This window comes from Halomonas sp. G15 (assembly GCF_021282295.1).
Lineage (GTDB): Bacteria > Pseudomonadota > Gammaproteobacteria > Pseudomonadales > Halomonadaceae > Halomonas > Halomonas alimentaria.
In genome coordinates this window covers 1-23,962 of record NZ_JAJSPA010000032.1, presented here as the reverse complement: position 1 = coordinate 23,962, position 23,962 = coordinate 1, and the positions used below count along the sequence as shown (strand labels likewise).

At 68.6% G+C, this 23,962-nt stretch carries 20 protein-coding genes; 14 read left to right on the top strand and 6 right to left on the bottom strand.

Annotation, left to right across the window (positions count from 1 at the left end; genetic code table 11):
* The first annotated feature begins 18 nt into the window (after positions 1-18).
* The 4 genes from LWH48_RS13780 (at position 19) to LWH48_RS13765 (ending at position 5,587) form a co-directional block, all read left to right on the top strand.
* On the top strand, positions 19-264 hold the full coding sequence (locus tag LWH48_RS13780) for a YheV family putative zinc ribbon protein (protein ID WP_161431546.1): 246 nt from the start codon (positions 19-21) through the stop codon (positions 262-264).
* A 1-nt stretch (position 265) separates the two neighbouring features.
* Complete coding sequence (locus LWH48_RS18285) at positions 266-1,969, top strand: Na/Pi cotransporter family protein (RefSeq protein WP_332875632.1); 1,704 nt, start codon at positions 266-268, stop codon at positions 1,967-1,969.
* A 348-nt stretch (positions 1,970-2,317) separates the two neighbouring features.
* Positions 2,318-3,301 (top strand): TAXI family TRAP transporter solute-binding subunit, encoded by a 984-nt coding sequence (locus LWH48_RS13770; protein WP_232913023.1) that lies wholly within the window; start codon positions 2,318-2,320, stop codon positions 3,299-3,301.
* Between the two features lie 87 nt (positions 3,302-3,388).
* On the top strand, positions 3,389-5,587 hold the full coding sequence (locus tag LWH48_RS13765) for a TRAP transporter permease (protein ID WP_232913022.1): 2,199 nt from the start codon (positions 3,389-3,391) through the stop codon (positions 5,585-5,587).
* A gap of 110 nt (positions 5,588-5,697) precedes the next feature.
* On the opposite strand, the gene metF is transcribed toward LWH48_RS13765, so the two are convergent.
* Positions 5,698-6,540 carry a methylenetetrahydrofolate reductase [NAD(P)H] gene (metF, locus tag LWH48_RS13760; protein ID WP_161431550.1) on the bottom strand — a complete coding sequence of 281 codons (843 nt, stop codon included), beginning with the start codon at positions 6,538-6,540 and terminating at the stop codon, positions 5,698-5,700.
* 162 nt (positions 6,541-6,702) lie between these two features.
* On the opposite strand from metF, the gene LWH48_RS13755 reads away from it, so the two are divergent.
* Positions 6,703-7,638, top strand: a complete 936-nt coding sequence (locus LWH48_RS13755; protein ID WP_232913021.1) for an AEC family transporter — start codon at positions 6,703-6,705, stop codon at positions 7,636-7,638.
* A 169-nt stretch (positions 7,639-7,807) separates the two neighbouring features.
* Here the strand turns inward: LWH48_RS13755 and ahcY are convergent, their stop codons facing one another.
* From ahcY to metK, 3 genes are all read right to left on the bottom strand, one after another.
* Positions 7,808-9,217, bottom strand: a complete 1,410-nt coding sequence (gene ahcY / locus LWH48_RS13750; protein ID WP_232913020.1) for an adenosylhomocysteinase — start codon at positions 9,215-9,217, stop codon at positions 7,808-7,810.
* Between the two features lie 78 nt (positions 9,218-9,295).
* The gene (ligB, locus tag LWH48_RS13745) at positions 9,296-10,984 is read right to left on the bottom strand and encodes an NAD-dependent DNA ligase LigB (RefSeq protein WP_232913019.1); all 1,689 of its coding nucleotides are present in this window, start codon (positions 10,982-10,984) and stop codon (positions 9,296-9,298) included.
* A 111-nt stretch (positions 10,985-11,095) separates the two neighbouring features.
* Complete coding sequence (gene metK / locus LWH48_RS13740; protein ID WP_213313237.1) at positions 11,096-12,316, bottom strand: methionine adenosyltransferase; 1,221 nt, start codon at positions 12,314-12,316, stop codon at positions 11,096-11,098.
* A gap of 268 nt (positions 12,317-12,584) precedes the next feature.
* On the opposite strand from metK, the gene tkt reads away from it, so the two are divergent.
* The 8 genes from tkt (at position 12,585) to LWH48_RS13700 (ending at position 20,671) form a co-directional block, all read left to right on the top strand.
* A complete protein-coding gene (gene tkt, locus LWH48_RS13735) occupies positions 12,585-14,579 on the top strand; it encodes a transketolase (protein ID WP_232913018.1) in 1,995 nt (664 codons plus the stop codon).
* A gap of 155 nt (positions 14,580-14,734) precedes the next feature.
* Positions 14,735-15,109 carry a CidA/LrgA family protein gene (locus LWH48_RS13730; protein ID WP_232913017.1) on the top strand — a complete coding sequence of 125 codons (375 nt, stop codon included), beginning with the start codon at positions 14,735-14,737 and terminating at the stop codon, positions 15,107-15,109.
* Positions 15,102-15,818 carry an LrgB family protein gene (locus LWH48_RS13725; protein WP_232913016.1) on the top strand — a complete coding sequence of 239 codons (717 nt, stop codon included), beginning with the start codon at positions 15,102-15,104 and terminating at the stop codon, positions 15,816-15,818. Before LWH48_RS13730 ends, LWH48_RS13725 begins: the two co-directional genes overlap by 8 nt.
* 52 nt (positions 15,819-15,870) lie before the next feature.
* Positions 15,871-16,950 (top strand): type I glyceraldehyde-3-phosphate dehydrogenase, encoded by a 1,080-nt coding sequence (locus tag LWH48_RS13720; protein WP_232913015.1) that lies wholly within the window; start codon positions 15,871-15,873, stop codon positions 16,948-16,950.
* A gap of 37 nt (positions 16,951-16,987) precedes the next feature.
* A complete protein-coding gene (locus tag LWH48_RS13715) occupies positions 16,988-18,157 on the top strand; it encodes a phosphoglycerate kinase (RefSeq protein WP_232913014.1) in 1,170 nt (389 codons plus the stop codon).
* 82 nt (positions 18,158-18,239) lie between these two features.
* A complete protein-coding gene (gene fba / locus LWH48_RS13710; RefSeq protein ID WP_232913013.1) occupies positions 18,240-19,304 on the top strand; it encodes a class II fructose-bisphosphate aldolase in 1,065 nt (354 codons plus the stop codon).
* A gap of 210 nt (positions 19,305-19,514) precedes the next feature.
* The gene (locus tag LWH48_RS13705; protein ID WP_232913012.1) at positions 19,515-20,201 is read left to right on the top strand and encodes an HAD-IA family hydrolase; all 687 of its coding nucleotides are present in this window, start codon (positions 19,515-19,517) and stop codon (positions 20,199-20,201) included.
* Positions 20,202-20,296: 95 nt separating this feature from the next.
* Positions 20,297-20,671, top strand: coding sequence for a translation initiation factor Sui1 (locus tag LWH48_RS13700; RefSeq protein ID WP_232913011.1), 375 nt, complete (start codon positions 20,297-20,299; stop codon positions 20,669-20,671).
* Here the strand turns inward: LWH48_RS13700 and LWH48_RS13695 are convergent.
* Positions 20,652-21,539, bottom strand: coding sequence for an NAD-dependent protein deacetylase (locus tag LWH48_RS13695; RefSeq protein ID WP_232913010.1), 888 nt, complete (start codon positions 21,537-21,539; stop codon positions 20,652-20,654). The two genes, LWH48_RS13700 and LWH48_RS13695, sit on opposite strands and share 20 nt — an antisense overlap.
* A 108-nt stretch (positions 21,540-21,647) precedes the next feature.
* Here LWH48_RS13695 and LWH48_RS13690 point away from each other — a divergent pair, with 108 nt between their 5' ends.
* Positions 21,648-22,544, top strand: a complete 897-nt coding sequence (locus tag LWH48_RS13690; RefSeq protein WP_232913009.1) for a nuclease-related domain-containing protein — start codon at positions 21,648-21,650, stop codon at positions 22,542-22,544.
* 28 nt (positions 22,545-22,572) lie between these two features.
* Here LWH48_RS13690 and LWH48_RS13685 read toward each other — a convergent pair whose 3' ends face one another.
* Positions 22,573-23,922: a deoxyguanosinetriphosphate triphosphohydrolase gene (locus LWH48_RS13685; RefSeq protein WP_232913008.1), complete on the bottom strand. Its 1,350-nt coding sequence runs from the start codon at positions 23,920-23,922 to the stop codon at positions 22,573-22,575.
* Positions 23,923-23,962 lie beyond the last annotated feature (40 nt).

The window sequence follows — 23,962 nt, the reverse complement described above, 5'->3', positions numbered from 1 at the left end:
AGGCCTACAGGAGTCCCCATGGCCGTCCAGAAACGCTTTATCGCCGGCGCCATCTGCCCGCGCTGCGCCGAGATGGACCGCATCCGCAGCTGGGAGCAGAACGGCATCCGCTACCGCGAGTGCGTCAGCTGCGACTTCTTCGAGCAGCTGCCCATCGAGGAGCAGGCTGCCCCGGAGCTGACCACCCGCGTCAACCGCCCCCACCAGGAGGACACCGCCGAGGACTTCCAGACCGTCAAGATCCTCGACCCCAAGGGACGCTGAGGTGACCCGCCAGGGAGTGGCGCGGGCCCTGCTGTCGCGACGCCGGCAGCTGGAGGCGCTGGGCCTGGCCGCAGCCGCCGCCCTGCTGCTGGCGCGCCCCGACCTGGCCACCCTGGCCGCCGGGCTGGGGCTCTTCCTGTGGGGCATGACCCGCCTGCAGGAGTCCATCAAGCGCCTCTCCGGCGGCACCCTCGACCGCTGGCTGCATGCCGCCACCTCGAAGCCCCTGCGCGCCATCGGCGTGGGGGCGGCGGCCACCGCCCTGGTGCAGTCCAGCTCGCTGGTCACCCTGCTCGCCATGTCCTTCGTGGGTGCCGGGCTGGTCGCCCTGCCCGGCGCCATCGCCCTGCTGTTCGGCGCCAACCTCGGCACCACCACTGGCGCCTGGCTGATCGCCGCCTTCGGCCTGCGCTTCGACCTGGCCGCCTTCGCCATGCCCTTCCTGGCCATCGGCCTGCTCGGTTCCCGGCTGCTGGACGACGGCCGCGCGGCCATCGCCGGGCTGCTGCTGGGTGTGGGCCTGCTGTTCCTCGGCATCGACTTCATGAAGCTGGGCTTCGCCGCCTGGCAGAACGGACTCTCGCTGGACGGCCTGGCCGGCGGCAGCGCCTGGCACTGGCCGCTGTTCGTGCTCTTCGGGGTGCTGGCCACGGTGGTGATGCAGTCGAGCCACGCCACCCTGCTGATCACCCTGGCGGCACTGGCAGGGGGACAGCTGCCCTACCTGCCCGCCCTGGCGGTGGCCATCGGCGCCAACGTCGGCACCACGGTAACAGCGGTGCTGGGGGCGCTGGGCTCGGGGGCCCCGGCCAGGCGCCTGGCCGGGGCCCATGTGGCCTTCAATCTGGTCACCGCCGCCGTGGCCCTGGCCCTGCTGGTGCCGCTGGCCTGGGTGGTGGATCAGCTCGGGGCGTTTATCGGCCTGGCCGAGGATGCCTGGCCGCTCAAGCTGGCGCTCTTCCACACCCTGTTCAACCTGCTCGGCATCCTGCTGATGCTGCCCTGGATCCCGCGCCTGGCGACACGCCTCGAGCGCCTCTTCCCGCAGCCGACCCACCTCCTGCCGGCCCAGGCCCGCTATCTGACGCCGGCCGCGCTACAGCACGCCGATACCGCCATGGCCGCCATGGAGCAGGAGTGCCATCGCCTCAATCGCCGCGCCTACCACCTGCTCTGCTCGGCAATCCTGGTGCCCAGCGCCGAGGCGATCGGCCACCCACCCTCCCGCGAGGTAGTCGAGCGCCCTATCGCCCCCGAGGACTGGCCGACGGTCAACGCCCGCTACCATGAGCGGATCAAGCCGCTGATGGCGGAGATCCTCGACTTCTACGCGCGCATCGACGAGCCGCTGACCGAGCAGCAGCAGGCCCGCCTCGAGACCCTCTACGCCCGCACCCTGCGCATGGTCGAGGCGGTACGCTTCGGCGAGGTGCTCCAGCGCAGCCTGCTGCGCCACGCTGCCCCGGCAAGCCCCCTGCGCGCGGCCCACGACGAGATCCGCCTCGCCCTCGCCCAGGGCCTCAACCGCCTGGCCAACGACCCCGAGGCCAGCGATATCGCCGGGCCCATCGACGAGGTGCGCCAGCGCTGGCAGCGCCGCCTGGCGGAGCACCTGCGCGAGCACCGCCTCGACCCCTGGCTCGCCTCCTCGCTGCTGAACGACCTGCACCAGGCCAGCCGGCTGATCGGCGCCCTGGCGGCGTAGCGCCACTCTCACCTGCCCAACTGCGCTTTCCAGTCATGACGACAGACATGTGCGGATTTCCGCACACTGCCGACGACCCAGAGTGCGAGAAACCGCCCCTTCGACGCCGGAGGGAATTCGACCAAGGTCGGATAAAGGCTTTCCAATTGACTGATATCAAAGCCTTTCCAAGAAGATGGTCCGACCCTTGCTATATTCATTGCCGTGTAGCGGAATGAACGCCCTACGTTGAAAGCCGCGCCCCGACGCCGACGGCATGCCCGACAGGAGCTGCCAGACTGAGAGGGCTCCTGCCGGGCGCCAGGCGCCCGGGACATCACCAACGACAACATGCAATGGAGTCACGCCATGCGTCTTCTCTCCACCAAGCTGCTCGCCGGCACCGTCGCCGGCACCCTGCTGGTCGCCGCCTCGGCCTCCGCCCAGGATCGCAGCGACTGGCCAGATAACTTTACCGTGGGCACCGCCAGCCAGGGCGGCACCTATTTCGTCTATGGCTCCGGCTGGGCCAACCTGATCGCCGACGAGCTGGGCATCTCCGGCGGCGGCGAGGTCACCGGCGGCCCCAACCAGAACCTCGCCCTGGTGCACACCGGTGAGCTGGCCCTGGGCCTGACCACCATGGGCCCCGCCGCCGAGGCCCTGGCCGGCGAGAGCCCGCTGGCTCCCGGCGTGCCGATGGACAACGTCTGTGCGCTGTTCCCGATGTACGAGACCCCGTTCTCCATCACCGCCCTGTCCGACAGCGGCATCACCTCGATCGCCGACATCCCCGACGGCGCCAGCATCGGCTTCGGCCCGGCGGCCTCCACCTCCGACACCTACTTCCCGGCCATCCTCGAGGAGCTGGGCGTCGACTTCGAGCGCCGCAACGGCGGCTGGAACGACCTGGGCGGCCAGCTGCAGGACGGCCTGATCGATGTCATCGCCTTCGCCGCCGGCATCCCGATCCCCGCGGTCAGCCAGCTCGAGGTGCAGACCGACATCAACATCGTCGAGTTCACCGAAGAGGAGCAGGCCCAGGTCCTCGAGGCGTTCCCGGTCTCGCCGTTCATGATCCCGGCCAGCACCTACCAGACCCTCGAGGAGGACGCCCGCGCCGTCTCCATGTGGAACTTCACCATCGCCGGCTGTGATCTGCCCGAGGACTTCGTCTACGAGATCACCAAGCTGAGCATGGAGAACAACGACAAGATGATGGACGTCCACCGCAGCGCCGCCACCAGCATCCCGGAGAACATCCAGTACAACACCGTGCTGCCGTTCCACCCGGGCGCCGTGCGCTGGTATGAGGAAAACGGCCACGAGATCCCCGACGATCTGAAGCTGTAAGCCGTTCCACCCTGAACGCCGCCCCGGCTCCCTCACCGATCCGGGGCGGCATGCTTGTCGTTTCGTCCCACACCCAAGGGTGTCTTCATGTCGCACTCCCCCGATTCCCGAGACGACGTCGCCGCTGACGACGTCGTCCAGCCCATCAACGCCGAGGGCGTCGATGAGGTCGCCGCCGAATCCAACCGGCGGCTCTATGCCGGCTGGCAGTGGCTGCTGTTCGGCGCCCTGGCCATCGCCTACTCGCTGTTCCACCTGGTCTCGCTGAACGTCTACCCGCTGGAGACCTGGTCGTTTCGCATCCTGCACATCGCCGGCGCGCTGATCCTCGGTTTCGGCTTCTATGCCGGCACCCGTTTCGCCGACCAGGAGCACGAGCGCTCCGCCGCCTGGATGCGCTGGCTGAGCTACGCCCTGCTGATCCCGGCGCTCTACACCCTGGTGCGAGTGGTGATGATGTATCAGGCGATCGACGCAGGCGCCCTGCGCATCGCCCCTGAGATCGAGGCCTGGCACTTCGGCTATCCGCTGATGCTGACCACCGCCGCCGCCATCCTGCTCTCCTGGGGCTACCGCCAGGTGCGCGAGACACTCTCCCCCGCCGATCTGGTGCTGATGGTCTGTTCCCTGTCGGTGGCCGGCTACCTGCTGGTGATGTTTAACAGCCCGCTGCGCGCCTCCACCGGTACCCCCTTCGCCCCCGTCGGCATCTCCTATGCGGCCATCGCCGGCTCGCTGCTGATCCTCGAGCTGACCCGCCGGGTCGCCGGCCTGGCGCTGGTGACCATCTCGGCGATCTTCCTGATCTACGTCTTCGCCGGCCCGTACCTGCCGGGCTTCCTGGGCTACCCGGGGCTGTCCCTCAACCGTTTCTTCAGCCAGGTCTATACCGACGCCGGCATCCTCGGGCCGACCACCGCGGTCTCGTCCACCTACATCATCCTGTTCATCATCTTCGCCGCCTTCCTGCAGGCCTCCAAGGTCGGCGACTACTTCGTCAACTTCGCCTTCGCCGCCGCCGGCCGGGCCCGCGGTGGCCCCGCCAAGGTCTCCATCTTCGCCTCCGGCCTGATGGGCATGATCAACGGCACCTCGGCCGGCAACGTGGTCTCCACCGGCTCGCTGACCATCCCGCTGATGAAGAAGGTCGGCTACCCGGCACGCAGCGCCGGGGCCATCGAGGCCGCCGCCTCCACCGGCGGGCAGATCATGCCGCCGATCATGGGCGCCGGCGCCTTCATCATGGCCGAGGTCACCGGCATCCCCTATACCGAGATCGCCGTGGCGGCGCTGATCCCCGCCATCCTCTACTTCCTGTCGATCTACTGCATGGTGGACTTCGAGGCCGCCCGCAAGGGCATGCGCGGCATGCGCAAGGAGGAGATCCCGCAATTCCGTCGCCTGGCCAAGCAGGTCTACCTGTTCACGCCGATCATCATCCTGATCGCCGCCCTGTTCATGGGCTACTCGGTGATCCGCGCCGGCACCCTGGCCACCGCTTCGGCGGCCATGGTGAGCTGGCTCACTCCTCACCGCATGGGGCTTCGCGCCATCCTCACGGCGCTGCAGCTGGCCGGCACCATGTCGATCCAGATCATCGCCGTGTGCGCCTGTGCCGGCCTGATCGTCGGCGTCATCGCCCTGACCGGGGTCGGCGCACGCTTCTCCTCACTGCTGCTCGGCCTGGCCGGGGTCAGCCAGCTGCTGGCGCTGTTCTTCGCCATGTGCATCTCGATCCTGCTCGGCATGGGCATGCCGACGACCGCCGCCTACGCGGTGGCCGCCTCGGTGGTCGCCCCGGGCCTGATCGGCATCGGCATCCAGCCGCTGGTGGCGCACTTCTTCGTGTTCTACTTCGCGGTGGTCTCGGCGATCACCCCGCCGGTGGCCCTGGCCTCCTACGCCGCGGCGGGCATCTCCGGCGACAATGCCATGGGCACCTCAGTGGCCTCGTTCAAGATCGGCCTGGCCGCCTTCATCGTGCCCTTCATGTTCTTCTACAGCCCGGCCATGCTGATGGAAGGCTCCTGGATGCAGATCCTGCGGGTCGGCGTCACCGCCACCCTGGGTATCGTGCTGCTGGCCGCCGTGGTCCAGGCCTGGTTCTTTGGCCCGGTGAAGGCCTGGCAGCGAATCGTGATGCTGATCGGTGCGCTGTTCATGATCTACGGCGGCATCTACACCGATATCGCCGGCCTGGCCATCGGCACCGCGCTGTTCCTGATGCAGCGCAAGCTTCACGGCAAGGGCGGTGGGGGCGCCTCGCCGGCTTCCGCCTCGAGCTGAGGACCCGGCCCCGCCCAAGGCGGGGCACTGCTCCAATACAGGGAGTCCAACGCAGCGAGCCCCGCCAGATGGCGGGGCTCGCTGCGTCATGTGAGGTGCCGCGATCGATGTCAGCCGACGATATTATCGACGATGCGCAGGCTCGGCGCCGCCTGGTTGAGCGTGTAGAAGTGCAGGCCCGGCGCGCCGCCATCGAGCAGGCGCTGGCAGAGGCGTGTGATCACCTCCTCACCGAAGGCGGCAATGGACTCGCTGTCGTCGCCGTAGGCCTCGAGCTGCTTGCGCATCCAGCGCGGAATCTCGGCCCCGCAGGCGTCGGAGAAGCGCGCCAGCTTGGCATAGTTGGTGATCGGCATGATGCCCGGCACGATGGGCGCCTCGACGCCCAGGGCACGCGCCCGGTCCACGAAGTGGAAGTAGGCGTCGGCGTTGAAGAAGTACTGGGTGATGGCGAGGTTGGCACCGGCCTTCACCTTGCGGGCGAAGTTCTCGACGTCACGCTCGAAACTGGGCGCCTGGGGATGCGACTCCGGATAGGCGGCCACGGCAATCTCGAAGTGATCGCCGGTCTCCTCGCGGATGAACTCCACCAGCTCGTTGGCATAGCGGAACTCGCCGATGCCGCCCATGCCCGAGGGCAGGTCGCCACGCAGGGCCACCAGGTTGTCGATGCCCTCCTCGCGGTAACGGGCCAGCAGGTCGCGCAGTTGCGCCTTCTCGCTGCCGATGCAGGAGAGGTGCGGCGCGGTGGTGATGCCCGCCTCACGGACCTGGCGCACGGTGTTCAGGGTGCGGTCCTGGGTGGAGCCACCGGCGCCGTAAGTCACCGAGAAGAAGCGCGGCGAGCGCTCGGCCAGAGCGTCGCGCACCCCGATCAGCTTCTCGCGGCCGGCCTCGGTGTTGGGCGGGAAGAATTCGAAGCTGATGCCCAGCGGGTGTTGCTGCGTGCTCATCGGGTCTCCTCATGAGGCGTTTGCATGATGGGACCATTGTGACGAGTCTGCGTCCTCGCCACCAATGAAAGATCCGCGGTGCCATATCGATTTCATTCAAGTTGGCGACCGGCGCCACCCCGGGCATCATGTGCCCTCGAGTCATGCAACAGGGAACATTACATGCACGCCATCGACCCCGGCGCCCTGATGGGCCCACTGTGGACCCTCCTGAGCTATGTCGCCCTGGGCTGGCTGGCCGCACGGCGTCTCGCGGTGGACCCGCGCCCCATCGCCACCCTGCTGATCTACCTGGTGGCGCCACTGACCTTCTTCCGCGGCCTGGTGCAGGGCGGCCCCACCCCCACCTACCTGTTGCTGACCCTGGCGGCCTTCGCGGTGGCCAGCCTGCTCGCCCTGCTGGTGCATCGCCTGACCCGCGGCACCTTCGCGCCCCAGGAGAGCGCCCTGCTGGCCTTCTCCGCCGGCACCGGCAATACCGGCTACTTCGGCCTGCCGGTGGCCCTGGTGCTGCTGCCGCCGGAGGGGGTCACGCTTTACCTGTTCTGTGTGCTGGGCATCACCCTCTACGAGTTCACGGTGGGCTTCTACCTGAGCGCTCGGGGGCAGTTCTCGGTGGCCGAGAGCCTGGCCAAGATCGTGCGACTGCCGCTGGTCTATGCCTTCCTGGCGGCACTCGTGGTCAGCGGCCTGGGGATTGATGTGCCGGCGGCAGCCATGCAGGGACTGGCGGTATTCCCGGCGACCTACACCCTGCTGGGCATGATGATCATCGGCATGACGCTGGGGAGAGTCAGCATCCGGGAGGTGGATGCCCGCTTTATCGGTGCCTGCGTGGCGATCCGCTGTGTGCTCTGGCCGCTGCTGGCGCTGGGCGCGGTGCTACTGCTCCAGGCCGTGGCTCCGCTCTCTCCCGAACTGGCCATGGCCATGCTGCTGCTGGGTGTGGTGCCCATGGCCGCCAACGTGGTGGTAGTGGCCATGGAGCTGGGCATCGCCCCGGCCAAGGGCGCCCAGGCGGTGCTGGTCACCACCCTGGCAGCCCCGCTGCTGATCCCCTTCTACCTGACGCTGATGATACGCCTGGCTGCACTTTAAAAGGCGCCACCCAGCAGCGCAGTTGGCTCGAAGCTATTCCGGCGGCAGGCCTGCGAGGAGGCGCTGTGAACCCATCCCTGGGCGCTACCGACGCCATCCCTGGCGTAGGACCTCCTCTTCGGCCTGCCCCCGGCGCTTCTCGCCAGTGGATCCACTGGCCCAGGATAAGTCAGTAACGGTAGTCGTTAGGCTTGTAGGGGCCGTCCGCCGGCACGCCGGTGTAGTCGACCTGGGCCTCGGTCATGCGGGTGATCACCCCGCCGAAGCCCTCCACCATGTAGCGGGCCACCTCCTCGTCGAGGTGGCGCGGCAGCACGCTCACAGTGAGCGCTGCGGTTTTCTCTCCGGCCGGCAGCTCGGCGAAGCGCCCCTGGTAGAGGTGCATCTGCGCCAGCACCTGGTTGGCGAAGGAGCCGTCCATCACCCGGGAGGGGTGGCCGGTGGCGTTGCCCAGGTTCACCAGGCGCCCCTCGGAGAGCAGGATCAGGTAGTCGCGGCTGGCAGGGTCGAACTCGTCGGGCTTGCTGTCGCGATAGACCTTGTGCACCTGGGGCTTGACCTCCTCCCAGTGCCAGTGGCGGCGCATGTAGCCAGTATCGATCTCGCTGTCGAAGTGGCCGATGTTGCACACCACCGCCCCGGGCTTGAGGGTCTGCAGCATGGCGGCGTCGCAGGCGCCGATATTGCCGGTGCAGGTCACCACCAGATCGATGCGCGCGAGCAGGCCGCGGTCGATGCTTTCCAGGCCGAGGTTCTCGCCGCCGACGTAGGGCGAGACCACCTCATAGCCGTCCATGCAGGCCTGCATGGCGCACAGCGGGTCGATCTCCGCGACCTTGACGATCATGCCCTCCTGGCGCAGCGAGGCCGCCGAGCCCTTGCCCACGTCGCCGTAGCCCACCACCAATGCCTGCTTGCCGGCCAGCAGGTGGTCGGTGGCGCGCTTGATGGCGTCGTTGAGGGAGTGGCGGCAGCCGTACTTGTTGTCGTTCTTCGACTTGGTCACGGCATCGTTGACGTTGATGGCCGGCACCCTGAGCGAGCCGCCGCGCAGCATCTCCTGCAGCCGGTGCACCCCGGTGGTGGTCTCTTCAGAGATGCCGTGGATGGCGTCGAGCAGCTCGGGGCGCTTCTCGTGAAGCAGCAGCGTCAGGTCGCCGCCATCGTCGAGCACCAGGTTGGGCGCCCAGCCATCCGGCCCTGCCACGGTCTGCTCGATGCACCACCAGAACTCCTCCTCGGTCTCGCCCTTCCAGGCAAATACCGGGATACCCGCGGCGGCGATGGCGGCGGCGGCATGGTCCTGGGTGGAGAAGATGTTGCAGGAGGACCAGCGCACGCTGGCGCCCAGGTCGATCAGCGTCTCGATCAGCACCGCGGTCTGGATGGTCATGTGGATGCAGCCGGCGATGCGGGCTCCCGCCAGCGGCCGGGACTCGCGGTACTGCTCGCGAATCGTCATCAGCGCCGGCATCTCGGTCTCGGCGATGCGGATCTCGCGACGCCCCCAGTCGGCCAGGGAAAGGTCGGCGACCTTGAAGTCCTGCGTCGCGGGCGTGGTCACGGCGGGCTGGTTCATGGGCTCACCTCATGGATTGCGAAGGGGACGGCGAAGGGCATGCCCCTCACTATAGGCAGCAAGCCGAGACGGCGACAATCAACGCCTGAAGCCGGCCACTCCCAGGCCTGCCAGCCGCTCGGCCTGGCGTCGCACTTCGGGGTGGGCGAAGAACTCGGTCAGTCCCTCGGCGCGCTCCGGCCCCACCCCGGGCAGGGCCGCCCAGTCGTCGACTCCCTGCCCGGCCAGGGTTTTCCAGTCGGCCGGGAGGCCGGCCTCCACCCCGGGCGGCGCGCCCAGCGCCTGCAGCCAGCGAGCGAAGGCTGACTCCCTGGTCGCCGCGAAGGTGGCCATCAGCCTGCCCGCACGCACCTCGCCGATACCGTGGGCACGACGGAGAGCGCGTTGATCCAGGGTCAGCCAGTCGAGCAGCTCCTCGATCAGACCGGCCTCCACCAACGCCTCCCATGTGCCCGGGCCGACGCCGGCGAGGTCCAGCGCCTCGGGGCCCGATAGCCAGGCCAGGCGCTCCAGGAACTGAGCCTCGCACCCCGGCGAGGCGCGCAGGCAACTCAGGGCGTGATAGGCCTCGGGGTCCGGCAGGCGCAGCGGTCGACGTTCGGCCCCGCGCCAGGCCACCGCCTCGAGGCGGGGAATGGTCAGTCCGGCCAGGGCGATGATGACGTGGTCGCCGGCATGGATATCCAGCTCGCGCCAGCGGGAGAGCGACCCCACACCGACCCGACGGATGGTGCGCCCCTCCAGAGTCACCGGGTGCAGATGGAGCAGCGGGGTGATGCGACCGGTGCGGCCGATGCGAAACTCCACCCCGCGCACCTCGGCCAGCGCCTCCCGGGGCGGATGCTTCCAGGCCACCGCCCAGTCGGGTGGCTCGGCCCGCCAGGCAGCGGCGGCCGGGCGCGAGGCCTGGCGCAGCACCACCCCGTCGGTGGCGAAGGGCAGCGGGCCCTGGAACCAGGTCCGGCGCCAACGCTTGACCGCGGCGAGGTCGGCCACCGGATGGGTATAGGCCGCCGTATCCACGAAGCCCAGCGCCGCGAGCCCTTCCAGCCGCTCGTCCATGTCATTCGGGCCGTCGGGCCAGTCCCAGACGAACAGCCCGATCCGCTCCGCGGCGTCATCACCCAGCGCTTCCCTCGCCATCAGGCCGCTTACCTCGGCACGCGCCCCACCATCGCCGGCCTCGGCCTGCACATGGCCCTCGAGGCGTCGGTAGAGCTCGCCCTGCAGCACGGCATCCCGCGGTTCGGGCAGACGGGCCGGCACCGCTGGCAGACGCCTCACCCGCCGAATCCAGTCCTGCCCCCGCTCGCCGTCGCCGCGGCTGATGGCCGCCACCAGTTCTCCGCGACGATAGGCCAGGGTCACCGCCACCCCGTCCACCTTGGGCTGGATCCAGGCATCGCGGCGGCGCACCAGCCAGCGTGCCACCGCCTCGGCGTCCGGTAGCTTGGCCAGTCCCGTCTGGGGGATCGGGTGGCGCGCCTCGCCGGGCGGGTAGCCCGGCGCCACCGCCGCAGGCACCCGCTCGGGGAAGCAACGCCGCCAGGCCTCGAGGCGTGTTCGGGCCTGATCGTAGACGTCGTCGCTTACCGCAGACTGGCCGCGCCGGTAGTAGGCCTCGTCCCATTCGGCCAGGCGCGCCATCAGGGCCTCGACCGCCGCGGACGAAGGCGGGGTCGGACAGGGGGCGGCGGCGACCGGGACGGCCAGGAGGATCAGCAGCCCGACCCATCGCAGGGAGCGCAGCAGACGATACAGGCGCATGGGCGGCACCGTGGACGAGGGTTACCCTCACCCTAGCAACGGGCCCCGCGCGGCGCTGCCGGCGGGGCCCGTCATTCCCTGTAAGCCTGGGCTTACATGACCTGGCTTTTCCTAGAGACCGGCGGCCTGACGCAAGGCGTGGGCACGATCGGTCTTCTCCCAGGGGAAGGCGGTGAAGGTCTCGGTATGCTCCTGACCCTGGGTGTCGGTCCAGGTGTAGGAGGTCTCGAAGGGCTCGCGACCGAAGTGCCCGTAGGCCGCGGTCAGCCGGTACATGGGGTGCAGCAGGTCGAGCATGCGGGTGATGGCATTGGGCCGCAGGTCGAAGTGCTCGCGCACCAGCTCGATGATCCGCGCATCATCCACCTTGCCGGTGCCGAAGGTATTGACCGAGACGGAAGTCGGCTCGGCCACGCCGATGGCATAGGAGACCTGAATCTCGCACTTGTCGGCGAGACCGGCGGCGACGATGTTCTTGGCCACGTAACGGCCCGCGTAAGCGGCGCTGCGATCGACCTTGGAGGGGTCCTTGCCGGAGAAGGCGCCGCCGCCGTGGCGGGCCGTGCCGCCGTAGGTATCGACGATGATCTTGCGGCCGGTCAGGCCGCAGTCGCCCACCGGGCCACCGATCACGAACTTGCCGGTGGGGTTGATATGGTACTTGGTCTCGGCAGAGAGCCACTCGGCGGGAATCACCTGCTCGATGATCTCGCGCTTGACCATCTTGCGCAGCTCCTGCTGGTCGATGCCCGGGTCGTGCTGGGTGGAGAGCACGATGGCATCCACCGCACAGGGCCTGCCCGCGGCGTCGTAGCGGAAGGTGAGCTGGCTCTTGGCATCCGGACGCAGCCAGGGCAGCAGGCCGTGCTTGCGCAGCTCCGCCTGGCGCTCCACCAGGCGGTGGGCGTAGTGGATCGGTGCCGGCATGTAGCTGTCGGTCTCGTTGGTGGCGTAGCCGAACATCAGCCCCTGGTCGCCGGCCCCCTGGTCCTCGGGCTTGCTGCGGTCGACGCCCTGGGCGATATCCACGCTCTGCTTGCCGATCAGGTTGAGCACGCCGCAGGTCTGGCCGTCGAAGCCCACATCTGAGGAGGTGTAGCCGATGCCGGTGATCACCTCGCGCACGATGGCCTCGAGATCGACCCAGGCGGAGGTGGTGATCTCGCCGGCAACGATCGCCACGCCGGTCTTGACCAGGGTCTCGCAGGCCACCCGGGCCTGCTTGTCGCGGGCGATGATGGCGTCGAGCACGGCATCGGAGATCTGGTCGGCGATCTTGTCCGGGTGCCCCTCGGAGACGGATTCGGAGGTAAACAGGGAGTATTCGCTCATGGCGTCCTCGACCGTGGTGTCACGGATGTCACAACAAGTCACAAAAACAGGCCGCGGTGGGCCTCATATTGGGGCCAAGAGTCTACACGCTGGGCCTGCACCCGGCATCCACGATTTGAAGCGCGACGTCAAGTCGGCGACAATACGCCACCGACTTCGACCGTGCCACGCCCGTCCCGCGCGGCACCCGATCCAGCCAGACAGCCCGTCCCCGCCGCCCCACGGCGTGGACCGCACGCATATTATGCCGCAGGCGAGGAGCTTCCCCATGCCGTCACGTTTCGAACTGGCCAACGCCATTCGCGCCCTCTCCATGGATGCCGTCCAGAAGGCCAAGTCCGGCCATCCCGGCGCCCCCATGGGCATGGCCGATATCGCCGAGGTGCTGTGGAACGACTACCTCCAGCACAACCCGGCCGACCCGAAGTGGCCCGACCGTGACCGCTTCGTGCTCTCCAACGGTCACGGCTCCATGCTGCTCTACTCCCTGCTCCACCTCACCGGCTACGAGCTGGGCCTCGAGGAGCTGCAGAACTTCCGCCAGCTGCACTCCAAGTGCCCTGGCCATCCCGAGCTTGGCTATACGCCCGGCGTCGAGACCACCACCGGCCCGCTGGGCCAGGGCCTGGCCAATGCCGTGGGCATGGCATTCGCCGAGAAGACCCTGGCGGCCCAGTTCAACCGCCCTGGCCACAACGTGGTCGACCACCACACCTATGTATTCGTGGGGGATGGCTGCCTGATGGAGGGGATCTCCCATGAGGTCTGCTCCCTGGCCGGCACCCAGAAGCTCGGCAAGCTGATCGCCTTCTACGACGACAACGGAATCTCCATCGATGGTGAGGTCGAGGGCTGGTTCACCGACGATACCGCCAAGCGCTTCGAGGCCTACGGCTGGCACGTGGTGCCCAACGTCGATGGCCACAAGCCAGAGGAGGTCCGCGCCGCCATCGAGACCGCGCGCAGCCAGGATGACAAGCCCAGCCTGATCATCTGCAAGACGGTGATCGGCTTCGGCGCCCCCAACAAGCAGGGCAAGGAGGAGTGCCACGGCGCACCCCTGGGCGACGACGAGGTCGCCGCCGCCCGCGCGCAGCTGGGCTGGCCCCACGCCCCCTTCCATATCCCCGAGGCGATCTATCAGGGCTGGGACGCCAGCGAAGCCGGCCAGACCCGCCAGCAGGCGTGGCAGGCCCGATTCGAGCGCTACGCCGAGGCCTACCCCGAGCTGGCCACGGAGTTCGAACGCCGCATGGCCGGCAAGCTCCCTCTGGAGCTGCCCACGGAGGCGACACTGCAGAAGACGCAGGACGATGCCGAGAACATCGCCTCGCGCAAGGCCTCGCTCAACTGCCTCAACGCACTAGGGCCGGCGCTGCCGGAGCTGCTCGGCGGCAGCGCCGACCTGGCGCCCTCCAACCTGACCTTCTGGGACGGGGCGAAGGCGATCACCCCTGAGACGCCGGATGGCAACTACCTGCACTACGGGGTGCGCGAGTTCGGCATGGGCGCGATCATGAACGGCATCGCCCTGCATGGCGGTTTCATCCCCTACGGCGCCACCTTCCTGATCTTCATGGAGTACATGCGCAACGCCGTGCGCATGGCGGCGCTGATGGGTAAGCAGGCCATCTACGTCTTCACCCACGACTCCATCGGCCTGGGTGAGGATGGCCCCACCCACCAGCCGATCGAGCAGCTCACCAGCCTGCGCTCGACCCCCAACCTGCTGATCTGGCGGCCCTGCGATGCCGCCGAGACCGCGGCCTCCTGGAACGCGGCGCTCAAGCGCCAGTCGGGCCCCACCGCCCTGATCCTCTCGCGCCAGGGCCTGCCCCACCAAAAGCGCACCAAGCAGCAGCTCGCCAACATCCAGCGTGGCGGCTACATCCTGCAGGACTGCGAGGGCACCCCCGAGCTGATCCTGATCGCCACCGGCTCCGAGGTGGGCCTGGCCATGGATGCCGCCGCCGAACTCACCCAGCAGGGGCGTGCCGTGCGCGTGGTCTCCATGCCCTCCACCTACCGCTTCAACGGCCAGGAGGCCGAGTACCGCGAGAGCGTGCTGCCAAAGGCCGTGACCAAGCGCCTGGCCATCGAGGCCAGTCACGCCGACTACTGGTACAAGTTCGTCGGCCTGGAGGGCCGCGTCATCGGCCTGAAGAGCTACGGTGAATCCGCCCCGGCGGGCGATCTCTTCAAGCACTTCGGCTTCACCGTGGAGAACGTGGTCAAGCAGGCCACCGAACTGCTCGAGGGCTAATCCCTCGGGAGCCGATGACGAAGAGGGGCACGCCCGGCCGGTCGTGCCCTTTTTCGTTGCCCGGCCACCGCCTCAGGCCGAGGCCGCGGCGGCCGGCACACGAGTAGCGTGCTAACATGCACGCCTTCTGCTGTCGCGACTCACGAGGCTACCCGATGCCCGCATTGCGCGGTTTCCTCTGGCTGATCGGCTTCCTGCTGCTCGGCGAGGTACTGATCACCCTCACCGGCCTGCCGGTCTCCGCCGGCGTCGCCGGCATGCTCTCGCTCACGGCCTGGCTTGTTCTCCACAGTGGCGGCTTCGATGATATCGCCGCCGCGGCACGACCGCTGATCGCCGCCCTGGCGCTGCTGATCATGCCCGGGGTGGTAGGGATCTTCTTCATGCTCGACGAACTGGCCGGGCAGCTGGTGGCCATCCTCACCGCCCTGCTGCTGGGTACCCTGCTGAGCGTCTTCACCACCCTGTGGCTGATGCGCCGACTGGTCGGAGATGAAGATGCAGGCACCCGGGAGGCGACCCATGAGTGAGCTGATCACGCACCTGATGGCCAATCCCCTTGCCGCCGTGGCGCTGACCCTGGCCGCCTACTTCGCTGGCGAGCGTCTGTTCCGTGCCGTCCGGGCCCCCGCCTGGTGCCCACCGATCCTGGTCGCTGCCCTGCTGCTGGCTGCCGCGCTGTGGCTGCTCGGCATCGACTACGCCGACTACCACGCGGGGGCGGGCTGGCTGATGCTGCTGCTGGGTCCGGCCACGGTGGCGCTGGGCCTGCCGCTATACCAACAGATGGGGCATATCCGCGCGCTATGGCGGCCGCTGCTGCTGTGCCTGCCGATCGCCGCCGGCATGGCCGCCCTCTACGCGGTGGGTATCGCCTGGCTGCTGGGGGCGCCACCCGAGATCCTCGCCTCACTGGCTCCCAAGTCGGTCACCGCGCCCATCGCCATAGGTATCACCGAGCGGCTCGGCGGCTCGGTGGCGCTGATGATGGGCGGCCTGCTGGTCACCGGCGTGGCAGCCATCGGCTGCGTTGGCCTGGTGGCACGCTGGCTCGACATCCGTGACGAGCGCCTGCTGGGCCTGGCACTGGGTATCAATGGCCACGCCCTGGGCACGGTGCGTGCCTTCGAGATCGGCCCCACCGCCGGCGCCTTCGCCTCGCTGGGCATGAGCCTCACCGGCATCCTCACCGCCCTGCTGCTGCCGCTGGCCTGGCACCTGCCGGGACTCATCGGCTGAAATACGCTAGAATCGCCGGTCCTCGATGCCCGCAGAAGAGACTCCCAGCGCCATGGCCCATCGCATCGCCATCAACGGTTACGGCCGCATCGGCCAGTGCGTGCTGCGCGCCCTGATCGAGCAAAACAGAGCCGAGCAACAAGAGGGCGCCGCGCAACGCCGGACAGGGCCTCTCGACCACGAGCCTGAGCTCGAGATCGTGGCGATCAACGAGCTCTCCGACCTGGCCACCATCGCCTACCTGACCCGCTACGACACCACCCACGGCCGCTTTCCCGGCGAGGTGAGTGCCCGCGACGGCCAGCTGGTGGTCGATGGTCGGGCGATTCGCGTGCTCAGCGAACCCGACCCCGACCGCCTGCCCTGGGCGGAGCTCGGCATCGATCTGGTGCTCGAGTGTTCCGGCAGCTTCAAGGAACGTGCCACCGCCGAGCGCCACCTGGCCGCCGGCGCCGGTCGCCTGCTGTTCTCTCAGCCGGCCGAAGCTGATGTCGACGCCACCATCGTCAGCGGCATCAATGACCACGAACTGGCGCCGACTCAACGCATCGTCTCGGCGGCCTCCTGCACCACCAACTGCCTGGTGCCGGTACTCACCGTGCTCGACGAGGCGCTGGGCATCGAGCACGGCGTCACCACTACCATTCACTCGGCAATGAATGACCAGCCGGTGATCGACGCCTACCACCAGACCGACCTGCGCCTGACCCGCTCGGCGATGCACTCCATCGTGCCGGTGGATACCGGCCTGGCGCGGGGCATCAATCGCCTGATGCCCCACCTGGCCGGACGCTTCGAGTGCCTGCACGTGCGCGTGCCGACCATCAACGTCTCGGTGATGGACCTGGCCATCACGGTACGCCGCGATACCAGTGCCGCCGAGGTCAACGCCCTGCTCGCCGAGGCCAGCCGCGGACGGCTGGCCGGGCTGCTGGGCTACACCGAGGAGCCCATGGCCTCGGTCGACTTCAACCACGATCCGCGCTCCGGTATCGTGGACGCCACCCAGACCCGGGTGGCCGGCGGCCGCCTGATCAAGCTGCTGTGCTGGTTCGACAACGAGTGGGGCTTCGCCAACCGCATGCTCGACGTCGCCCGGCGCCTGGCCGCCATGCCCCTCGACACCCCCTGATCCCCTTCCGGTTTCCCAAGATGAGGAACACGCCCCGATGAACGTGCGCAAGATGACCGACCTCGACCTCAGCGGAAAGCGCGTGCTGATCCGCGAGGACCTCAACGTGCCCGTCAAGCACGGCAAGGTGACCAGCGACGCCCGCCTGCGCGCCGCCCTGCCCTCCATCCAGGCCGCCCTGGACGGCGGCGCGCGGGTGCTGCTGATGAGCCACCTGGGGCGTCCCACCGAGGGCGAACCCGCCGAGGAGTTCTCCCTGGCCCCGGTCGCCGCGCACCTCGGCGAGCTGCTGGGCCGTCCGGTGCGCCTGGTCAAGGAGTATCTGGAAGACGAGGTCGCCAGCGAGGATGGCGAGGTGGTGCTGCTCGAGAACGTGCGCTTCAACCGCGGCGAGAAGAAGGACGACGAGGCCCTCGCGAAGCAGTATGCGGCGCTGTGCGACGTCTACGTGATGGATGCCTTCGGCACCGCCCACCGCGCCCAGGCCTCCACCCACGGCGTGGCGCGCTTCGCCCCCGTGGCCTGCGCCGGCCCGCTGCTGGCCGCCGAACTCGACGCCCTGGAAAAGGCACTGGCGACCCCGGCGCGTCCCATGGCGGCCATCGTCGGCGGTTCCAAGGTCTCCACCAAGCTGGAGGTGCTCAACGCCCTCTCCGAGAAGTGCGACCAGCTGATCGTCGGCGGCGGCATCGCCAACACCTTCATCGCTGCGGCGGGCCACAACGTCGGCAAGTCGCTGCATGAGGCCGACCTGATCGACCAGGCGAAGGCGTTGATGGCGAAGGTCGAGATCCCGCTGCCCTCGGATGTGGTGGTGGCCACCGAGTTCTCCGACGCCGCCGAGGCCATCGTCAAGCCGGTGGACCAGGTAAGCGACGACGAGATGATCCTCGATATCGGCCCCGAGAGCGCGGCGCGCCTGGCGGCCATGCTCAAGGACGCCGGCACCATCCTGTGGAACGGCCCGGTGGGCGTGTTCGAGATCGACCAGTTCGGCCACGGCACCGAGGTGATCGCCCGCGCCATCGCCGAGAGCCCGGCCTTCTCCATCGCCGGCGGCGGCGACACCCTGGCGGCCATCGACAAGTACGGCATCGCCGAGCAGGTCTCCTACATCTCCACCGGAGGCGGAGCCTTCCTCGAATACGTCGAGGGCAAGACCCTGCCGGCGGTGGCCGCCCTGGAAGCCGCCGCGGCCCAGGCCTGATAGACTAGACGAACCCCGATCACGACTCTCCACGCGGCGGCGCCACACGGTGCCGCCGCCACCACGAACGACAGGTGAGAACATGGCACTGATCAGCATGCGCCAGCTGCTGGACCACGCCGCCGAACATGGCTACGGCGTGCCGGCCTTCAACGTCAACAACCTCGAGCAGATGCGCGCCATCATGGAAGCCGCGGATCGCACCGACTCCCCGGTAATCGTCCAGGCCTCCGCCGGTGCCCGCAAGTACGCCGGCGCCCCCTTCCTGCGCCACCTGATCCTGGCCGCGGTGGAGGAGTTTCCGCATATCCCGGTAGTCATGCACCAGGACCACGGCACCAGCCCCGGGGTGTGCCAGCGCTCCATCCAGCTGGGCTTCTCCTCGGTGATGATGGACGGCTCGCTGGGCGAGGATGGCAAGACCCCGACCAGCTACGAGTACAACGTCGACGTCACCCGCCGCACCGTGGAGATGGCCCACGCCTGTGGCGTCTCCGTGGAGGGCGAACTCGGCTGCCTGGGTAGCCTGGAAACCGGCATGGCCGGTGAGGAAGACGGCATCGGTGCCGAGGGCAAGCTGGACATGGAGCAGCTGCTCACCGATCCCGAGGAGGCCGCCGATTTCGTCAAGGCCACCGGCGTGGACGCCCTGGCCATCGCCATCGGCACCAGCCACGGCGCCTACAAGTTCACCCGGCCGCCCACCGGCGACACCCTCTCCATCCAGCGCATCAAGGAGATCCACGCCCGCATCCCCGACACCCACCTGGTGATGCACGGCTCCTCCTCGGTGCCCCAGGAGTGGCTCGAGGTGATCAACGCCCACGGCGGCGAGATCCCCGAGACCTACGGCGTACCCGTCGAGGAGATCATCGAGGGCATCAAGCATGGGGTGCGCAAGGTCAATATCGACACCGACCTGCGCCTGGCCTCCACCGGCGCGGTGCGCCGCTTCCTGGCCGAGAACCCCAGCGAGTTCGACCCGCGCAAGTTCCTCAAGGAGACCGTCTCCGCCATGCGTGACCTGTGCATCGACCGCTACGAGGCCTTCGGCACCGCCGGCAACGCCTCGAAGATCAAGCCGATCAACCTGGAAGCGATGTTCGAGCGCTACGCAAGCGGTGAGCTGGACCCCAAGGTCCGCTGATCCTCCTGTCTCGAGATGAACGGGCGGCCTGCGGGCCGCCCGTTCGCATGCGAGAGCCACCACAGCCAACACACACGCCCACCGACATGCGCGTCCGAAACACCCCCTCCGCCATGGCGACTTCGAAAACAGTGTTCACAAAGTCCGCGATCTCGGCTTACACTGATAGACAGCAATGACGCAACCTGGCCAAACCCGTGAGGATTGGTGATGCCACGCCCCCTCTGCCTGCTCTTCGATTGTGACGGTACCCTGGTCGACAGCGAGCCGCTGCTCGCCGACGAGATGGCGACCGCACTCAACGCCGTGGGCCTGCCCTTCCAGGCCACCGACTATGTCGGCGAATTTCGTGGGGCACGCTTCCGACGCATCGTTGCCGAGTTGGAGGGCCGCCATGGTCGCGTCGACCCCGCGGCACTGGAGCCGCTGGAACGCAACATGCGCGCCAACCTCAACCGGCGCCTGGCCACCGAACTCACCCCCATCGAGGGCGCCACCGAGGCGCTGGCGGCCCTGTCAGCCTTTCCCATGGGCGTGGTCTCCAACGGTCCCGAGAACAAGATCCGCACCTCGCTGGTCGCCACCGGCCTGGATACCCTGTTCGGCGATCACCTGTTCAGCGCCTACACCGCCAACTGCTGGAAGCCCGACCCCTGCCTCTACGCCCATGCGGCGCAGCAGATGGGTTACCCACCGCAGCAATGCCTGGCCATCGAGGATTCGGTGGTCGGCGTCAAGGCGGCCCTCGGTGCCGGTATGCTGGTGGTCCACCTCAACCGCTACCCGGACGTCGAGCAGACCCCCGAGGGAGCGATCATGATCACCAGCATGTTCCAGCTGCCCACCGTGGTCAGCCGCCTCGCCCGAGACCTCTCGCCCCGCGCCATCGCCCGCTGAACCAGGCCACTGAGTCGGCTCTCCCCCATGCAAGCGGCGGCCACAGCCGCTATCATCCCGGCACCTTCTCTTCATCCTTTCCGGGAGTCCTCCCCATGCCATCACTACAGGACCAGCTGCGCGGCCTCGTCTACTCCACCGAGCACGGCGCGACCTGTCCCGACTGTCGCCAGCCCGTCGCCGAGTGCCACTGCGCCGAGCAGGCCGAGCAGGCGCGCCTCGCCGCGCTAGACGGCATCGTGCGCATCCGCCGCGAGACCAGCGGCCGCAAGGGCAAGGGGGTGACCACCATCGACGGCGTGCCGCTGCCCGAGGCCGAGCTCAAGAGCCTGGCCAAGGTGCTGAAGAAGCGCTGCGGCACCGGCGGCGCCGTCAAGGAGGGGGTGATCGAGATCCAGGGCGACCACCGCGAGGTACTCAAGGCGGAACTCGAGTCCCGCGGCTACACGGTCAAGCTGGCCGGCGGCTGAGGCGGGCCTCCAGCCGCTCGACCAGCGCACCCAGCGAGGTCTCCAGCGGTGCCGTCACCTTGAGCGAATAGAGCGCGTCGGCGCGGGTCCGCCCCAGATTGAGGCAGGCGATGGGCTTGTCGTCGCGGGCGGCGGCCCGCGCGAAGCGGAAGCCCGAATAGACCATCAGCGAGGAGCCCACCACCAGCAGGGCATCACACTCCTCGACCAGGGCGAAGGCGCGCTCGACCACGCTACTCGGCACGCTGTCGCCGAAGAACACCACGTCGGGTTTCCAGATACCATCGCCGCAGCGCGAGCAGTCGGGCACCCGGAACGCGGAAAAGTCCGCCTCCAGGTCGGCGTCACCGTCAGGCGCCGCGGCGGCACCGGTGGTCGCCCAGCGCGGATTGAGCGCCTCGAGTTCGGCATGCAGGGCATGGCGCATGCGACTGGCGCCGCAGCTCATGCAGCGCACCCGATCGGCGCGGCCGTGCAGGTCGATGACTCGCCGCGAGCCGGCACGCTGGTGCAGGCCATCCACGTTCTGGGTGATCACCCCGCGCACATGGCCCAGCGCCTCGAGCCTGGCCAGGGCAAGATGCGCCGCATTGGGTCGCGCCTCACCCAGGGTACGAAAGCCCACCAGGGCACGTGCCCAGTAGCGCTGCCGGGCGGCGTGACTGCCCATGAACTGGCGATGCTGCATGGGCGGCGAGCGCTTCCACTCGCCGGCATCGTCGCGGTAATCGGGAATGCCGCTGGCGGTGCTGATCCCGGCACCGCCGAGAACCGCCAGTCGCGGATGGCGCAAGACGAACTCGACGAGCGCCTCCAGGTCCGCCTCACTTTCATCGAGTACCGCTGGTGCTGCTGGTGCTGCCGTCATACTGCTGCCTCGCTGCCTGCGCCGAACAGAGCATGGCCCCGGAGGGGGCGGGTTGTCTAGAATGGGGCTCTCGACCCCGGCATCCCACCCGATGGGCAAGGAATCCCGATGGCCTGGCTGGAATACCTGCTCCCCCTGATCTTCCTGTTCCCCCTCGCCGCCATGGGGGTGATCGTGGTGGCGTTGCGCAACCTGCACGATGCTCGGGTGCGCTCCCCCTTCGACGCCCAGCCGCTTCGCGAACCCGGGCAGCACCTGCGCGACCGCCTCGACGACGCCTTCGCCGGACTCTATCTGAATGGCGCCCTGGGTCCTCTGGTCACCCTGGTACCGCTGGTCTACGGCATGGGCCGCATGCTGTTCTCCGTGGAGCAGCACTGGGTGGAGTGGGCGTTCTACGGTGCGCTGAGCACCCTGCTGGTACTCGCCTACAGCTTCCGGCTGATGCGCGACTTCCAGCGCATCAGTCGGCTCAAGCTGGGCCTGGCCTGCGAGCTGGCGGTGGGTCAGGAACTCGAACGCCTGGTGCGCCCCGAGGCCCATCCCTTCTACGTCTTCCACGACGTGCCGGCGGCCGGTACGCGCATCGACCACGTGGTGGTCACGCCCTGCGGGGTCTTCGTGGTGGAGACCCGCGCCCGCACTCGCCCCTTCGCGCCTTCCGGAGAAGAGCTCGACCGGCTGGTGGTGGAGAAGGCGCGGCTGCGCTTCCCGGGCTGGAGCGAGCGCAAGCCGCTGGCCAGGACCCGCGAGCTGGCGCGCTGGATGGCCGAGTGGCTGAGCTCGCGCACCGGTCGCACGGTGCCGGTGATGGGCGTGCTGACCCTACCCGGCTGGAAGGTGGAGACCGACCAGGGGCCGGATGACCTGCTGGTGGACAGCGGCGACGACCTGGCTAGCCGCCTGGCCGAGCTATGCCCCGGCGAGTTCGATGCCGCCACCCACGACGCCGTCATCACCACCCTGCTCGAGCATGCCGGTGCCAGCCGGGCCCCGGGCGAATAGCCCGACCGGTATTGCCAGCTGAGCCAACTCAATCGCCACGCAGGCGGCCGCCCATCTCCTGGGCCAGGTCCACGGCGTAGTGGTCGGTCATGCCGCCGATGAAGTCGAGCATGCGCCGGTAGCTGTCGTAGAGGCTCCAGGAGGGACGCGGGGTATTCTCGCCGATCAGCGCCAGCACCCGCTGGTGCTTGAAGGTGGAGTGACCGGTGTGATGCAGCTCATGGGCCGCGCCGATAAAGGCCTCGAGCAGGATGCCCAGGGTGGTATAGGCGCCGATCTCCAGCTTGGCCTTGCGCTCGTTCTGGAAGATGCGCTCCCGGGCCAGCTGCTTGGCCGCCTTCACCCCCCAGTCCAGGTCGGGATGACACAGCTCCAGCAGGTCCGACTTCAGCCGCCCGGCCAGCAGCTCCGCCTCGTGCTGCACGAACACCGCCCCCACGTCGTTCACCGCACGCTCCATGGCCGCACCGCGCAGGGCGGCAATGCGCCGCCGCTGGGAGACCCCCTGGCGCTGCATGGCGGTGTAGTCGCCGGGGGCGCCGCCGGCGATCTGGATCAGGATCTCGGCGACCTCGTCGTAGCGCAGGATGCCCATCTCCAGGCCATCTTCCAGGTCGAGCAGCGCATAGCAGATGTCGTCGGCGGCCTCCACCAGCCAGGCCAGGGGGTGGCGGCACCAGCGCCCCTCTCCCCTGGGGAGCAGCCCCAGCCGCTCGACCACCTCGATCAGCAACTCGCGCTCGCTCTGGTAGCAGCCGAACTTGCCCGCCGCGCCGCCGTGCTCCACGGTCCAGGGATACTTGAGCAGGGTGCCCAGGGTCGCCGTGGTCAGGCGCATGCCGCCGCGGAACTGGTTGTACTCGATCTGGGTGACCACCCGGAAGCCCTGGGCGTTGCCCTCGTAGGTGAGCAGGTCCTCCCGCTCCAGGGGCGAGAGTCCGTCAAGCAGGCCCTTGCCATCACTCTCGGCGCGCTTGAACCAGTCGCGGATGGCGTACTCGCCGGCATGCCCGAAGGGCGGATTGCCGATATCGTGGCCGAGGCAAGCGGCCTGAACGATCACTCCCAGGTCGGCCGGGGTGATCCAGCCGGGCAGGCGGCCACTCAGCCGCTCACCGACGATCATGCCCAGCGAACGCCCCACGCACCCCACCTCCAGAGAGTGGGTCAGGCGGGTATGGATATGGTCGTTGTCGGTCAGCGGATGCACCTGGGTCTTGCGTCCCAGGCGCCGGAACGAACCGGCGAAGACGATGCGGTCGTGATCCTTGTGGAAGGGGCTGCGGCCGATCTCGTCACGGCCGTTACCGGGGCGCTCGCCGCGCCGGTCATGCAGGCGGCTCGGATCCAGCAGCCGCTCCCAGCTCATCTGCGTCATGGGCATCTCTCCTTGAGGCCCCATTCTGGCAGCCCCCGAC